The following is a 13,610-nucleotide window of genomic DNA, read 5'->3' on the forward strand; positions in this document are numbered from 1 at the left end:
TCCGCGTGCTGCCCTATGTTCGCATATAAAACCAAACGAAAACTCCGAATTTCCCGCACTTTTTTAGCAGTTGAATATGAGCCGAAGCGCCGAATTTCCCAGCAGGGGTGCTTAGACCGGGGCGAAGGCGAGAACCCAGGAAAGGAACTTTCTGGCTCGATCCTATCCGTTTCGGCCTGTATTCAAGTGCTAAAGAGTTGTTGGACGTTCGGAAAAATTTGAAACAAAGGAGAATCCGAGATGTCAACTATCATCAAGCACAAACAGTTCCCCAAGTACAGGACCTGGACCATGGACTTGTGCGGCCGGCCTCTGACCATTGAAGTGGGTAAGACCACCGAGCTGGCCTCCGCCGCCGCCTGGGTCAAGTACGGTGACACCACGGTCCATGTGGCGGTCACGGTGTCCCCCCGTCCCCGGGACGGCATCGACTTCTTCCCCCTGTCCGTGGAGTTTGAGGAAAAGTTATACGCCGTGGGCCGCATTCCCGGCAGCTTTATGCGCCGGGAGGGCCGCCCCTCTCTGCCCGCCGTGCTGGCCAGCCGCCTGATCGACCGGCCTATGCGTCCCCTGTTCCCCTATGACTTCCGCAACGACGTGTGCATTCAGTGCACTGTCATGAGTGTGGACTACGACTGCTCCCCCGAGGTGGCCGCCATGATCGGCGCCTCCGCCTGCGTCAGCTATTCTGAGATCCCCTTCGCCGGCCCCATCGGCTGTCTGGAGGTGGGCTACTGTGACGGCCAGATTGTCCTGAACCCCAATCAGGAGCAGCGCAAGACCAGCCGCATGGACGTCACTGTGGCCGCCACACGGGAAAAGGTGGTCATGATCGAGGCCGGCGCCGACGAGATCCCCGACGAGATCATGTACGCCGGCATCGTGAAGGCCCACGAGGAGATCCGCAAGCAGATCGACTTTATTGACCAGATCGTCTCCGAGATCGGCAAGCCCAAGATGGAGTATGACCACGCCCAGTTCAACCAGGAGCTGTTCGACAAAATCGTGGACGAGTTCATGGACGAGGCCAAGGAGGCCATGGACACCGACGACAAGAATGTCCGGGAGACCCGCTGGAACGCCATGATCGACAAGTGGCACGAGAAGTATCTGGAGGAGTATCCGGATATGGACCAGTACCTGGAAGAGTTCACCTATAAGTTCCAGAAGAAGATCGTCAAGGCCTGGCTGCTGGAGGGCCACCGTGTGGACGGCCGCGCCAAAAACGAGATCCGTCCCCTGGCCGCCGAGGTGGGCGTCCTGCCCCGGGTCCACGGCTCCGGCCTGTTTACCCGGGGCCAGACCCAGGTGCTGTCCGTGTGTACCCTGAACACTCTGGCCGCCAGCCAGAAGCTGGACACCATCTGGGAAGAGGAAGAGAAGCGGTATATGCACCACTACAACTTCCCCCCCTACTCCGTGGGCGAGGCCCGTGCCCCCCGCTCCACCAACCGCCGGGAGTACGGCCACGGCGCCTTGGCCGAGCGGGCCCTGGTGCCTGTGCTCCCCTCTGTGGAGGAGTTCCCCTACGCCATCCGTGTAGTGTCCGAGGTGCTGTCCTCCAACGGCTCCACCTCCCAGGGCTCCATCTGCGGCTCCACTCTGGCTCTGATGGACGCCGGCGTACCCATCAAGGCCCCTGTGGCCGGCATCTCCTGCGGTCTGATCCAGGACGACAACGGCGGCTTTACTACCTTCATCGACATCCAGGGCGTAGAGGACTTCCACGGCGAGATGGACTTTAAGGTGGCCGGTACAAAGGCCGGCATCACCGCCATCCAGATGGACCTGAAGAACGACGGTCTGACCCATGAGATCATTAAGGAGGCACTGGACATCACCCGTGACGCCCGGTTCGCCATCCTGGACGAAATCATGCTGCCCTGCATCTCCGCCCCCCGGGCCGAGGTGAGCAAGTACGCCCCCAAGATGATCACCGTCAAGATCGATCCCGACAAGATCCGTGAGGTCATCGGCAAGGGCGGCTCCGTCATCCAGAAGATCACCGCCGAGTCTGGCGCCCAGATCGACATTGAGGATGACGGCACCATCCACATCGCCTCCCCCAACGCCGAGGCCTGCGACGCCGCCAAGAAGATGATCGAGACCATCGTCTTTGTCCCCCAGGTGGGTGAGTTGTACTACGGCAAGGTGGTCCGCATCCTCCAGTTCGGCGCCTTTGTGGAGCTGGCTCCTGGCAAGGACGGCATGGTCCACATCTCCAAGCTGGCCGAGCACCGGGTGGACAAGGTGGAAGACGTGGTCAACATCGGCGATATGATCTGGGTCAAGGTCACTGAAATTGACGACAAGGGCCGGGTCAACCTGTCCTATAAGGACGCCCTGCGTGAGATCCGCGCCAGAAAAGAATCCGGCGAGCCCATCAAATAAATCTGTTCTTACCATTTAAACGAGGTGGACAGCAAAGCTGTCCACCTCGTTGCTTTTCCCTCAAAGCACAGAGGGAGTTTTCTTTTACTTTTCCAAAATATGTGCTATAATATCAACAATTCCCACACGGAGTGTCATTTGGGGACCAAAATCACGGCCGTTCTCTCCCACCCGGCCTTTTCTCCCCATAGTAAGAGGTGCCTCCCAATGAAAACGCTGCTTACCATCATGCGACTGCCCGACGGCTCCCAGGAGCACTGCGGCCGGGCTCACACCATCTGGCTGGCCCTGGCCCTGACGGGAATGGGGTGCTGCGTCGGCGGCCTTTCCCTGTTTTTTTCCGCTACCGCCTATGTCAGTCTGAACTCCTGGCATCTGCTGGGCGCCTATCTTTCCAGCCCCTTGCTCATGTTCTTGAATCTTCTGCCTCCTGTCCTGCTGATCTGGCTGTTCTACTTCCTGTTCCGCCGGAGCTGGGCCGCCTTTATCTGTACTTTTCTGCCCGTTTTGGCCATCGCTCTGGCCAACTACTTCAAGATCCGGCTCCGGTCGGACCCCCTGCTGGCCACTGACTTGCTGTTGGCGGCAGAGGCCGGGGGTATCGTGGGCAACTACACACTGGACCTGACCTGGCTGGTGTGGTTTGCCCTGTTCTGCTTTGTGGCCGGACTGCTCTTTACCATCTTCCTTATGCCCCATGGCATTCAGGGCTGGCGGGAGCGGACCTTCGGCGCCTTGTCCTGTCTGGCCTTGATTGGCGTCGCCTTTGTGTCCCTCTACCTCAACCCCACTGTCTATGACCAGACTCCCACCCAGGCCATCCGTTACGCCTGGTCCGATGTGGAGGTCTATCTGTCCAAGGGTGGACTGTACCCCTTTCTCCACTCCTTCCGGGATATGCTTCCAACCCCACCGGAAAACTACGACAAAGAGGAGGCCGACAGCCTGCTTCAGCAGTACGAGGACCAGAGCATCCCGGAGGGTCAGAAGGTATCGGTCATGGGAATCATGCTGGAGGCCTTCTGTGACCTCACCGACTTCGACGCCCTGGCCGGGCAGGAGGGGGTGACCCAGGTCTATGCCCCCTGGCACCAGCTGGAGGCCCAGTCCATCTCCGGCGACCTGCTGACCAACATCTTTGCCGGGGGCACGGTGGACAGCGAGTGGGCCTTCCTCACCGGCTACTCCACCCATGATGAGTTTTGGAAGGACACCGACTCCTATGTGTGGTATTTGAAGGACCAGGGCTATCAGACCTTTGGCAGCCACCCCGGCTTCGGCTGGTTTTACAACCGCCAGAACGTGAACCAGTACCTGGGCTTTGAGGAATACTGGTTCACAGAGAACCACTATGGGGAGCTGGTGGACCCGGTATTCGCCCAGTGGCACTCCGACCCCCTGTTGGTCCAGGAGCTGCTGGCCCAGATGAAGGAGCGCGTCCAGAGCGGCCCCTGCTTCTCCTTCTCTGTATCCTACCAGAACCACGGCCCATACAGCACCGAGCTGCCCTCCGGGCCCCGGCACCTCACCCCAGAGGGCTCCGGTCTAAGTCAGGAGAGCTGTAATATTTGGAACAATTATCTCAACGGCGTGGCCGAGACCCTTCAGGCCCTCACCACTCTCGTCCAGGGGCTGGAGGAGATGGAGGAGCCGGTGGTGCTGGTCCTGTTCGGCGACCACAAGCCCTGGGGCGGCAACGGCAACTCCGCCTATATTGAGATGGGGGCCACCTTTGATTTGTCCACCCTGGACGGCTTCTATGACTACTATGCCACCCCCTATGTGATTTGGGCCAACTCTGCCGCCAAGGAGACCCTGGGCCGGGACTTTGTGGGGGACGGGGGAGACTTCTCCCCCTGCTTCCTGATGACAGAGCTCTTTGACCAGTGCGGCTGGACTGGCCCCGGCTTTATGGAGCTGTCCAGGCAGGTCCGGGCCGTCACCCCCCTGGTCCACACCCAGGGGCTCTATCTGGTGGACGGCCAGCTCACTGATATACTAGCGCCTGAGGATCAGGCTTTGCTGGACCAGTTTCTGTCCGCCGAATATTTCAGAGAGAACCAGCTCCTCCCCGTTGAATAGACAAGGCCCCCGCCTGATATCAGGCGGGGGCCTTTTTGATTACCGAACAAGGAGTTTCTTCATGGCCTCCTCCAGGCCGTCCACTGTCAAGGGGAACATGGGGAACTCCTGGGAAATGGCATCATAGGTCTGGCACCAGTACTGGCCCCACCCCGGCCGCTCACTGGGATTGAGCCATACCGTATGGCCAAAGCGTCCCTTCAGCAGCCGCAGCCAGTCCATGCCACACTTGGGCCCGTCCTCCCGACTGCCGCCGTAGTAGCCGCCCAGCAGCTCATGGGGCGCCATCTGGGCATCCCCCACCAGAATCAGCTTATAGTCGCTGGGGATATTGGACAGCACCCAATCTGTCTGCACTGAGTTTCGGCTCATGAGCATGGGGTCCTGATACAGTCGAGAATAGATGCAGTTGTGAAAATAGTACACCTTCAGATCCTTGAAATGGCCCGACTTGGACACCGCCTGAAACAGAGCTGAACAGAGCTGACTGTAATAGTCCATAGACCCCCCGGAGTCCATCAAAAGAAGCACCTTCACCGTGTTTTCCCTGGGCCGCTTGTATCGCACCTTCAGCACGCCGCCATTGTCGGCGGTGTCTTTGATGGTGTTGTCCACGTCGAACTCCGTGGGGGGGAGGTCCACCAGCCCGGAGAATTGCCGCAGCTTCCGTAGGGCCACCTGGAACTGCCGGGTATCCAGGGTGTTATCCCGGCGGAAATCCCGAAACTTCCGCTCCCCGGCCACCCGGAAAGCCCGTCGGTACATGCTCTGGCCCCCTACTCGAATGCCCTTGGGGGACAGTCCAGAGTTTCCAAAGGTGGACATCCCGTGGGTTCCTACCCAATAACGCCCCCCGTTGTGCTCCTCGGTCTGCTCCTCCATACGCTCCTTCAGCATCCGCTCGATCTCCTCCTCGGAGAAGCCCAGGTTTTTCAGCGCCTGTTCCTCATCCCAGCTGGCGTAGTCGGACAACACCTCGGGCCTGTTCAGCCAATCCAGCAGCTCCTGAGACACCTCCTGCTGGAAGGGCACGTCCTTAAAATACTCCAGAAAGCAGCGGTCGAAGGTGTCAAAGTCCGCCTCGCTTTTCACCAGAAGACAGCGGCACAGGTGGTAAAAGCCCGTGAAACTGGAGCTGTGGAGCCCCTTGTCCATGGCTTCCACCAGGGCCATCCACTCAGTGAGGGACACCTTTAGGCCGTTCTTCCGCAGGAGATACAGAAAATCCTCAAACATGGCTCACCGCCACTGCCGCCGAAGCGTATCGATGTCCTCGTTTTTCTTCAGCAGCACCCCCAGATAGGGGACCTCCTTGACGATTTTATCCACATTGACGCCGCCGTGCTGAAGGGCCTGAATCCAGTCGATAATCTCACTGGTGGAGGGCTTCTTCTTAATGGTGGGCAGGGAGCGGATCTTGTAAAATGCCTCCAACACCTGGGTAAGCAGCTTGTTGTCGATGTCCGGGAAGTGGACCCGGACGATATCTGCCATCAGCTCCTTGTCGGGGAACTCGATATAGTGGAACACACACCGGCGCAGAAAGGCGTCGGGCAGCTCCTTCTCCGCGTTGGAGGTGATAATAACCACCGGCCGGTGATTGGCCTTGACCGTTCGCCCTGTCTCCGGGATATAAAACTCCATCCGGTCCAGCTCCCACAGCAGGTCATTGGGGAACTCCAGGTCCGCCTTGTCGATCTCGTCGATGAGGAGGATGACCTGTTCCTCGTCAGTAAACGCCTCGCCCAGCTTGCCCAGCTTGACATACTTCTCGATATCGTCCACGCCCTGTCCACCAAACTGGCTGTCGTAGAGCCGCTGGACTACGTCGTAGACATACAGGCCGTCCTGGGCCTTGGTGGTGGACTTGATGTTCCAGATGATGAGCTTTTTCCCCAGCGCCTGGGAGATGGCCTCGGCCAACATAGTTTTTCCGGTACCTGGCTCCCCCTTAATGAGCAGGGGCTTCTGGAGCACCATGGCGATATTGGCCGCCCGGAGCAGCTCCTCCGAGGCCACATAATTCTGACTTCCTCTAAATTCCTTCATTCCAAATATCCTTCCCGGCCCGGGGATTCGGGCCTGTGTAGTCTATGCTCCGAATTTTATAGTCTTTTGCAGAGAAAAGCAACCCCTTTCCCTGAAATTACCTAGAATCACCTGACCTCCCCAAAACTGCACCTATTTCTTGCCAAAAAAATGGTCAGAAATTAAAATAAATTCCCCCTGTGGAGAAATTTTTATTCTGCTGCTCTGACCTTGCAAACGGCGCCGCGTTCCCTCTCTAAGGCTGTAAGGGCAATCCGGGACAGATATCCTTTTGGGAATACCAGCTGCCTCTGTAAGTTGTCAATCTCCCTAACCAGTAGAGGATAACCCCACTCCATTTTGACAAGTTTTATTATTTTTTTGATAAGTATACTTGACATAAAAATTTCTATGTGATATGCTCTCTCCATAAGCCGGGGCCTCAAATCAGAAAACGTCCCACAGGGGAGATGGAGGAACGTTATGGACAAAGAGAAAATTTTAGAAAAAAGCAGGAAGGAAAACATGCGCCAAGATGAGATGGAACGCACCGTCCAAGTGGAAGGGGAGTCCTTCTCTCTGATTTTCGTCTTTCTGGTTGGGCTGGTCATTCTCATCTATAATCGGCTCCACGACCTGCCTAGCAGCCAGGTGTTAGCCATGTTTTGGGCCAGTTGTGTGGGCAGCCGAGTGTACCGGCTGACCAAGCGAAAAAACATTTCCGATATCATCACTGGGCTTATTTCTCTTGCATTTCTGGTATTCTGTCTGGTAAGATATTTTACACAGGGGCGGTGATAAAATGGATGACCAGCTGATCTTAAAGAACCGGCTGAAGATAGCCCGTGCGGAAAAAAATCTGTCCCAGGGAGAACTGGCCAAGCTGGTGGGTGTATCCCGCCAGACCATTAGCTCTATCGAAACAGGGCAGTTCAACCCTACGGCCAAGCTGGCTCTGGTCCTGAGCATCGCCTTAGACAAAAAATTTGAGGACCTTTTTTATTTTGACTGACGGCTTTGAGGAGGGTGCGACTTCTATGGAATATTTTGCTGTAGCCCTGTTTTCCATCGGGGTCATTGGTATCCCCATCGCGGTCCTGTTGTACAATGACTATGGAAAAAAGCGGGGGTGCGGCCGGGGATGCGCCACCTGTGGAAATCGTTTTCTTTGCCATCCGGACCAGTATTCTGACAAATCGGAACAAATCGACAAAAAAGAGACGTCTGGATAAGCAGACGTCTCTTTTTATTGGTGCTTCCATCACTTGTCTAATCGTTTTTTATCAAGGAGCCTTCCTTACCTGTACTTTTGACTTTCCGCTACCGCCATTTCATCACAGCGGTTGTTATATTGATTTTCCGCATGTCCCTTGACCCAATGGAGGTGGACGGTGTGGTAGTCGCACAGATCCAGCAGACGGCCCCAGAGGTCTGGATTCAAGGCGGGCTTTTTGTCACTCTTTATCCAGCCCCGGGCCCGCCAGCCTTTAGCCCAGCCTTTGTCCAGGCCATCGATAACGTATTTAGAGTCAGACCACAGCTCCACAACACAGGGTTCCTTGAGAGCCTCCAAGGCAGTGATAACCCCAGTGAGCTCCATACGGTTATTGGTGGTATGGGCCTCGCCCCCGGACATCTCCTTTTTGTGGGGGCCGTACATCAGGATTGCCCCCCAGCCCCCCGGTCCTGGATTGCCGGAGCAGGCTCCGTCCGTGTAGATGGTAACAGTTTTCATAGTTCTCCTATCGCTGCCTTCCCCTGTGGGAAGGCTTTTATAGCTCCTCCACGATCTCCCGGCGCTTCTGGTCGTACTCCTGCTGGGTGATGAGCCCGGCCTCCCGCAAGGTCTTGAGCTGCTCCAGCCGCTCCCTAGCGTTCAGGGCGGTGGACTGGATATGGTCGTGGGACTCGTCAGAGGGAACGGGTTCTCCTTCTTTGTCCTCTTCAATGCGGATCTCGGGGCCCACATACTTTTTTCCAAACGCGTGAAGGGCGTTTATCACAGTGATTCCCAAAGCGCCCAGCGTCCATATTATTCCAAACGGTCCAAAGGTGGGGATTACCACAAACAGCCCGATCAGGACGAAGATGCCTCCCCATATCGTTCCAAAGGCTCCCTGTGCCTTGCCCGGGCGGTAAGTTACCCGTTTTCTCATGTTTCCTTAGCCTCCTGTCCCGCGGATCCTTTCCAGACGATAAAGGCTGTTATAGCCCACTGGAAAGTTCATCCTCTCCTGTCGGTTTGCGGCCTCCTTACGACTGGAGCTTTTACTCCTGATTGACGGGGGACTGCTCATTCTCGTCCGCCTGCTCCTCCCGCTCGGTGAGGGCCAGGGAGATGACCTGATCCCCCTCCTCCTTGAAGCGCATGACGATGACGCCCTGGGTAGCCCGGCCGGCGGTGCGGATGGCATCCACATGAGTACGGATCAGGATGCCGCTCTGGGTGACCAGCAGCAGGTCCTCTGAGCCGTCCACTACCTTGACGCCCACCACAGGCCCGGTCTTTTCGGTAACCATATAATTTTTGATGCCGATGCCGCCTCGGTTCGTGATCCGGTACTCCTCCACCGGGGTCCGCTTGCCATAGCCCTTTTCTGTAATGGATAGAAGGCACTTGCCCTCGGCAGCACGGGCGGCCCCTACCACATAGTCCCCATCCCGAAGGCGGATGCCCCGGACGCCCACAGCGTCCCGGCCCATAGCCCGAACGTCGTTCTCGTCAAAGCACACAGCCATACCGTCATGGGTGGCGATGAGGATATTCTGCTTCCCGTCGGTCTCTCGGACGGAGATCAACTCATCCCCCTCGTCCAGCCGGAGGGCCCGGATGCCACTGGCCCGAATATTTTTCAGCGCGGAGGCAGCCAGACGCTTTACTGTGCCGTTCCGGGTGACCATAAACAGGTATACCTCATCCTCGGTGAAGTCCCGGAAGTGGACCATGGTCTGAATCCGCTCTCCCTGCTCCACCTGGAGGATATTGACGATATTGGTCCCCTTGGCGGTCTTGCCGCTCTCTGGAATCTGGTAACCCTTCTTTCGGTAGACCTTGCCCGTGTCGGTAAAGAACAGGATATAGTCATGGGTGGAGGCGGTAAACACATCCACCACATAGTCCTCCTCCCGTGTGGTGATCCCCTTCTTTCCCATTCCGCCCTTGGACTGGGCGGCGTACTCGCTGACCGGGGTGCGCTTGATATAGCCCGCCTGGGTCAGGGTAAAGACACACTGCTCCTCCTCGATCAGGTCCTCAATGTCGATCTCGTCCTCTACATCCTGGATCTCAGTGTACCGCTCGTCTCCGTACTTGTCCCGGATGGCGGTCAGCTCGTCCTTGAGCACGCCCCGGAGCATCTCCTCGCTGGCCAGCAGGCGGTTGAAGTAGTCGATGCGCTTCTCAAGCTCCTCATATTCGTTTTGAAGCTTCTCCCGGTCCAAACCCTGCAGGGCCTTCAGCCGCATATCCAAAATGGCCTGGGCCTGAACATCGTCCAGGGAGAATCGGGTCATCAAGGCTTCTTTGGCGTCGTCATAGCGGGAGCGGATGATTTGGATGACCTCGTCAATGTTATCCTGGGCCACCAGCAGGCCCTCCAGCAGATGGGCCCGCTCCTGGGCTTTTTTCAGGTCGAAGCGGGTGCGGCGGATAATGACCTGCTCCTGATAGGAGATGTACTCGTCCAAAATATGGCGCAGAGAGAGGATGCGGGGCTGGAGCTTGCCGTTGACCTCCACCAGGGCCAGCATATTGATAGCAAAGGTAGTCTGGAGTTGGGTCTGGGCAAACAGGCGGTTGAGCACCACCTGGGGGTTGGCATCCCGCTTTAGTTCAATGACAATACGCATCCCGTTCCGGTCGGATTCGTCCCGGATGTCGGAGATGCCTTCCAGCCGCTTGTCCTCCACCTGATCGGCCATGTTCTTGATCAGCATCCGCTTGTTGACCTGATAGGGGATCTCGGTGATGATGATGCGGGTGCGGTCCTTGCCAAACTCCTCAAACTCATGGCGGGCCCGGACCACCACCCGGCCCCGGCCGGTGGCATAGGCCGCCCGAATGCCGGACCGACCCATGATGATGCCGTGGGTGGGGAAGTCGGGGCCCTTGATGTGCTCCATCAAATCGGAGAGGGTACACTCCGGGTCGTCCAGCACCCGAATGGTGGCGTCGATGACCTCCTTCAGGTTGTGGGGAGGGATGTTGGTGGCCATGCCCACGGCAATGCCGGAGGAACCGTTGACCAGCAGGTTGGGGAAGCGGGAGGGGAGCACCTTGGGCTCCTTCCGGCTCTCGTCAAAGTTGGGGTCCCAGTCCACCGTGTCCTTTTCAATATCCCTCAGCATTTCGTCGGACAGCTTGGACATCCGGGCCTCGGTGTAACGGTAGGCAGCCGGGGGATCACCGTCGATGGAGCCGAAGTTACCGTGGCCGTCCACCAGCATATAGCGCATGGAGAAGTCCTGAGCCAGACGGACCAGGGCGTCGTACACGGACTGGTCACCGTGGGGGTGGTACCGGCCCAGCACATCGCCCACGCAGGTGGCGGACTTCTTAAAGGGTTTATCCGCCGTCAAGTTATCCTCATACATGGCGTAGAGGATGCGGCGGTGGACGGGCTTCAGGCCGTCACGGACATCGGGCAGGGCCCGTCCCACGATGACGGACATGGCGTATTCGATATAGGACTGTTCCATCTCCGGTACCAGGGGGGAGGTAACAATATGCTGGTCCGGGTAACGAATCTCCTCGGGATCGTATTGTGGTTTTTTGCTCATGAATTTATTTCCTCCTTGTTAGAGGCTCATTTTCTCCTTCTGAGCCAGCCGCAGGCCACACCCGCCAGGGAACCCAGCAGGTAGGCCAGAGCGCAGAACAGGGCAAATCCTGTCTCATAGGGATGGTACAGGTTGATGACGCACAGCAGAAACACCAGGCACAGCCAAAGCCGCCTCATCCGAACCCACAGCAGGGTCTTAGAGTACGGCAAAGGTAAGGAACAAGACCAGCGCCAGGGAGGCGCCGTTGGGCGGTGTGACGGACTCCGTGCCGGGCAGGGGAGCTCCCAGCAAAATGATATGCTCCATATCAATAGTCCAAATTGACGGCATATCTGGCGTTGCGCTCGATGAACTCCTTCCGGGGCTCCACCTTCTCACCCATCAGAATAGTAAAGGTCTCGTCGGCCTTAACGGCATCGTCCAGCTCGATGCGGCGCAGAGTGCGCTTCTCCGGGTCCATGGTGGTCTCCCACAGCTCGTGGGGGTTCATCTCGCCCAAACCCTTGAAGCGGCTGATATCAATCTTTACATTGGGATTACCCCCCCGCATCTCGGCAGAGATGGCATCCCGCTCCTCATCGGAGAAGGCCACACGGGTGGTCTTGCCCCGTGTCAGCTTGTACAGGGGAGGGACGGCGGAGTAGACATACCCGTGCTCGATGAGGGGCCGCATGAAGCGGAAGAAGAAGGTAAGCAGCAGGGTGCGGATATGGGCGCCGTCCACGTCGGCATCGGCCATAATGATAACCTTGTGGTAGCGCAGCTTGCTCAAATCGAACTCCTCTCCGATGCCGGCACCCAGAGCGGTGATTACCGGGGTGAGCTTGTCGTTACCATATACCTTGTCCGCCCGGGCCTTCTCCACATTGAGCATCTTGCCCCATAGAGGGAGGATCGCCTGGAAGCGGCTGTCCCGGCCCTGGGTGGCGGAGCCGCCGGCGGAGTCGCCCTCGACGATATAGATCTCGGTGAGCTCCGGGTTGGCCTCGTTGCAGTCCCGCAGCTTGTCCGGCATGGCCGCCCCGCCCAGGGCGGTCTTTCGGCGGATGGATTCTCTGGCCTTACGGGCGGCCTCTCTGGCCCGATTGGCAGTGAGGGCCTTATCCAGAATAGCCCGGCCCACAGCGGGGTTCTCCTCCAGATAGGTCTCCAGCTTTTCGGTGACAATGGCGTTGACCAGAGTACGCATCTCGCTGTTGCCCAGCTTTGCCTTGGTCTGACCCTCAAACTGGGCCTCGGTCAGCTTGACGGAGATAACCACGGTCAAGCCCTCCCGGCAGTCCTCGCCGGACACCTTGTCATCGTCCTTCAGCACCTTGATTTTCTTTCCGTAGGCGTTGAGCACGTTTGTCAGAGCGCGGCGGAAGCCCTCCTCATGCATACCGCCCTCAGGGGTATGGACGTTGTTGGCGAAGGACACCATCACCTCGCTGTACCCGTCGTTATACTGCATGGCCACTTCGGCCATGCTGTCCTCCCGGGCTCCAGACATATAGATGACGTCGTTGTGAAGGGGGTCCTTATTTTTATTCAGAAAGGTAACAAACTCCCGAATGCCGCCCTCGTAGCACATGTCGTCCTCTTGCTCCTGGCCAGGCCGCAGGTCCACGGTCTGGATGCGCAGGCCGGCGTTGAGGAATGCCTCCTCCCGCATACGGGTGTGCAGGGTCTCATAGTTATACTCCAGGGTGTCAAACATCTCCGGGTCGGGCTTGAAGGTGACGGTAGTGCCGGTGTGATCAGTCCTGCCCACTACCTTCATACTCTGGGTGATCTTACCCCGGGAAAACTTCATCTCATAGATCTGCCCGTCCTTGTGGACCTGGACCTCCAGCCACTCGGACAGAGCGTTGACCACTGAAGCGCCCACGCCATGGAGGCCGCCAGACACCTTATACCCGCCGCCGCCGAATTTTCCGCCAGCGTGGAGGATGGTAAAGACTACCTCTAGGGCGGGCCGGCCGGTCTGGGGCTGAATATCTACCGGGATGCCCCGGCCGTTGTCAGTGACGGTAATGGTATTGCCAGGATTGATGGTCACTGTGATATCCGTGCAGTAGCCCGCCAGAGCCTCGTCAATGGAGTTGTCCACAATCTCGTAGACCAGGTGGTGCAGGCCAGACTCGCTGGTAGAGCCGATATACATACCGGGGCGCTTGCGGACCGCCTCCAGACCCTCCAGCACCTGGATCTCAGAGCCACCATATTCGTGGTTGGTCTGGGTGGTGTTCAGCTCATTCAGTTCGTTTCGTTCTTCAGACATAATTTACCTCCGGTTTCATATGGTGGAAGGGTCAAGACGGGAGGGGCAAGAGGCGCTCTCTTTC

13 protein-coding genes are annotated in these 13,610 nt (G+C 57.7%); 5 read left to right on the forward strand and 8 right to left on the reverse strand.

Features of this window, described 5'->3' with window-relative positions; all coding sequences use genetic code 11:
- The first annotated feature begins 240 nt into the window (after positions 1-240).
- Positions 241-2,391, forward strand: a complete 2,151-nt coding sequence (locus ACEVJK_RS12220; protein ID WP_147572503.1) for a polyribonucleotide nucleotidyltransferase — start codon at positions 241-243, stop codon at positions 2,389-2,391.
- A gap of 207 nt (positions 2,392-2,598) precedes the next feature.
- Positions 2,599-4,473 (forward strand): LTA synthase family protein, encoded by a 1,875-nt coding sequence (locus ACEVJK_RS12225; protein ID WP_374740694.1) that lies wholly within the window; start codon positions 2,599-2,601, stop codon positions 4,471-4,473.
- A 39-nt stretch (positions 4,474-4,512) separates the two neighbouring features.
- Here the strand turns inward: ACEVJK_RS12225 and ACEVJK_RS12230 are convergent, their stop codons facing one another.
- The 3 genes from ACEVJK_RS12230 to ACEVJK_RS12240 form a co-directional block, all read right to left on the reverse strand.
- The gene (locus ACEVJK_RS12230) at positions 4,513-5,709 is read right to left on the reverse strand and encodes a VWA domain-containing protein (protein ID WP_374740695.1); all 1,197 of its coding nucleotides are present in this window, start codon (positions 5,707-5,709) and stop codon (positions 4,513-4,515) included.
- A 3-nt stretch (positions 5,710-5,712) separates the two neighbouring features.
- Entirely contained in the window at positions 5,713-6,522 is an 810-nt protein-coding gene (locus ACEVJK_RS12235; protein ID WP_147572506.1) for a MoxR family ATPase, read from the reverse strand.
- A gap of 191 nt (positions 6,523-6,713) precedes the next feature.
- Positions 6,714-6,932: a hypothetical protein gene (locus tag ACEVJK_RS12240; RefSeq protein ID WP_374740696.1), complete on the reverse strand. Its 219-nt coding sequence runs from the start codon at positions 6,930-6,932 to the stop codon at positions 6,714-6,716.
- A 52-nt stretch (positions 6,933-6,984) separates the two neighbouring features.
- Between ACEVJK_RS12240 and ACEVJK_RS12245 the strand changes: the two genes are divergently transcribed.
- From ACEVJK_RS12245 to ACEVJK_RS12255, 3 genes are read left to right on the forward strand one after another with little or no spacing between them, the layout of a single operon-like run.
- The gene (locus tag ACEVJK_RS12245; RefSeq protein WP_186852952.1) at positions 6,985-7,299 is read left to right on the forward strand and encodes a DUF6442 family protein; all 315 of its coding nucleotides are present in this window, start codon (positions 6,985-6,987) and stop codon (positions 7,297-7,299) included.
- A gap of 4 nt (positions 7,300-7,303) precedes the next feature.
- Positions 7,304-7,513 (forward strand): helix-turn-helix transcriptional regulator, encoded by a 210-nt coding sequence (locus ACEVJK_RS12250; protein ID WP_147572509.1) that lies wholly within the window; start codon positions 7,304-7,306, stop codon positions 7,511-7,513.
- A 25-nt stretch (positions 7,514-7,538) separates the two neighbouring features.
- On the forward strand, positions 7,539-7,733 hold the full coding sequence (locus ACEVJK_RS12255) for a hypothetical protein (protein ID WP_374740697.1): 195 nt from the start codon (positions 7,539-7,541) through the stop codon (positions 7,731-7,733).
- Positions 7,734-7,798: 65 nt separating this feature from the next.
- Here the strand turns inward: ACEVJK_RS12255 and rnhA are convergent, their stop codons facing one another.
- The 5 genes from rnhA to gyrB all read right to left on the reverse strand — a co-directional run bounded on the left by rnhA (position 7,799) and on the right by gyrB (position 13,546).
- Positions 7,799-8,236 (reverse strand): ribonuclease HI, encoded by a 438-nt coding sequence (rnhA, locus tag ACEVJK_RS12260; RefSeq protein ID WP_147572511.1) that lies wholly within the window; start codon positions 8,234-8,236, stop codon positions 7,799-7,801.
- 37 nt (positions 8,237-8,273) lie between these two features.
- The gene (locus ACEVJK_RS12265) at positions 8,274-8,657 is read right to left on the reverse strand and encodes an SHOCT domain-containing protein (RefSeq protein ID WP_147572512.1); all 384 of its coding nucleotides are present in this window, start codon (positions 8,655-8,657) and stop codon (positions 8,274-8,276) included.
- A 112-nt stretch (positions 8,658-8,769) separates the two neighbouring features.
- Positions 8,770-11,280: a DNA gyrase subunit A gene (gyrA, locus tag ACEVJK_RS12270; RefSeq protein WP_262669552.1), complete on the reverse strand. Its 2,511-nt coding sequence runs from the start codon at positions 11,278-11,280 to the stop codon at positions 8,770-8,772.
- A gap of 26 nt (positions 11,281-11,306) precedes the next feature.
- Positions 11,307-11,459, reverse strand: a complete 153-nt coding sequence (locus tag ACEVJK_RS12275; RefSeq protein ID WP_340405896.1) for a hypothetical protein — start codon at positions 11,457-11,459, stop codon at positions 11,307-11,309.
- A gap of 131 nt (positions 11,460-11,590) precedes the next feature.
- Positions 11,591-13,546 (reverse strand): DNA topoisomerase (ATP-hydrolyzing) subunit B, encoded by a 1,956-nt coding sequence (gyrB, locus tag ACEVJK_RS12280; protein WP_147572515.1) that lies wholly within the window; start codon positions 13,544-13,546, stop codon positions 11,591-11,593.
- Positions 13,547-13,610 lie beyond the last annotated feature (64 nt).

It is taken from the genome of Flintibacter sp. P01028, assembly GCF_041925235.1.
GTDB lineage: Bacteria > Bacillota > Clostridia > Oscillospirales > Oscillospiraceae > Lawsonibacter > Lawsonibacter aceti.

What these genes read in the sequence shown, in the direction of transcription:
- ACEVJK_RS12220 (WP_147572503.1), top strand. Translation starts at nt 241, where the DNA reads ATGTCAACTATCATCAAGCACAAACAGTTCCCCAAGTACAGGACCTGG.
- ACEVJK_RS12225 (WP_374740694.1), top strand. Translation starts at nt 2,599, where the DNA reads ATGAAAACGCTGCTTACCATCATGCGACTGCCCGACGGCTCCCAGGAG.
- ACEVJK_RS12230 (WP_374740695.1), bottom strand. Translation starts at nt 5,709, where the DNA reads ATGTTTGAGGATTTTCTGTATCTCCTGCGGAAGAACGGCCTAAAGGTG.
- ACEVJK_RS12235 (WP_147572506.1), bottom strand. Translation starts at nt 6,522, where the DNA reads ATGAAGGAATTTAGAGGAAGTCAGAATTATGTGGCCTCGGAGGAGCTG.
- ACEVJK_RS12240 (WP_374740696.1), bottom strand. Translation starts at nt 6,932, where the DNA reads ATGGAGAGAGCATATCACATAGAAATTTTTATGTCAAGTATACTTATC.
- ACEVJK_RS12245 (WP_186852952.1), top strand. Translation starts at nt 6,985, where the DNA reads ATGGACAAAGAGAAAATTTTAGAAAAAAGCAGGAAGGAAAACATGCGC.
- ACEVJK_RS12250 (WP_147572509.1), top strand. Translation starts at nt 7,304, where the DNA reads ATGGATGACCAGCTGATCTTAAAGAACCGGCTGAAGATAGCCCGTGCG.
- ACEVJK_RS12255 (WP_374740697.1), top strand. Translation starts at nt 7,539, where the DNA reads ATGGAATATTTTGCTGTAGCCCTGTTTTCCATCGGGGTCATTGGTATC.
- rnhA (WP_147572511.1), bottom strand. Translation starts at nt 8,236, where the DNA reads ATGAAAACTGTTACCATCTACACGGACGGAGCCTGCTCCGGCAATCCA.
- ACEVJK_RS12265 (WP_147572512.1), bottom strand. Translation starts at nt 8,657, where the DNA reads ATGAGAAAACGGGTAACTTACCGCCCGGGCAAGGCACAGGGAGCCTTT.
- gyrA (WP_262669552.1), bottom strand. Translation starts at nt 11,280, where the DNA reads ATGAGCAAAAAACCACAATACGATCCCGAGGAGATTCGTTACCCGGAC.
- ACEVJK_RS12275 (WP_340405896.1), bottom strand. Translation starts at nt 11,459, where the DNA reads ATGAGGCGGCTTTGGCTGTGCCTGGTGTTTCTGCTGTGCGTCATCAAC.
- gyrB (WP_147572515.1), bottom strand. Translation starts at nt 13,546, where the DNA reads ATGTCTGAAGAACGAAACGAACTGAATGAGCTGAACACCACCCAGACC.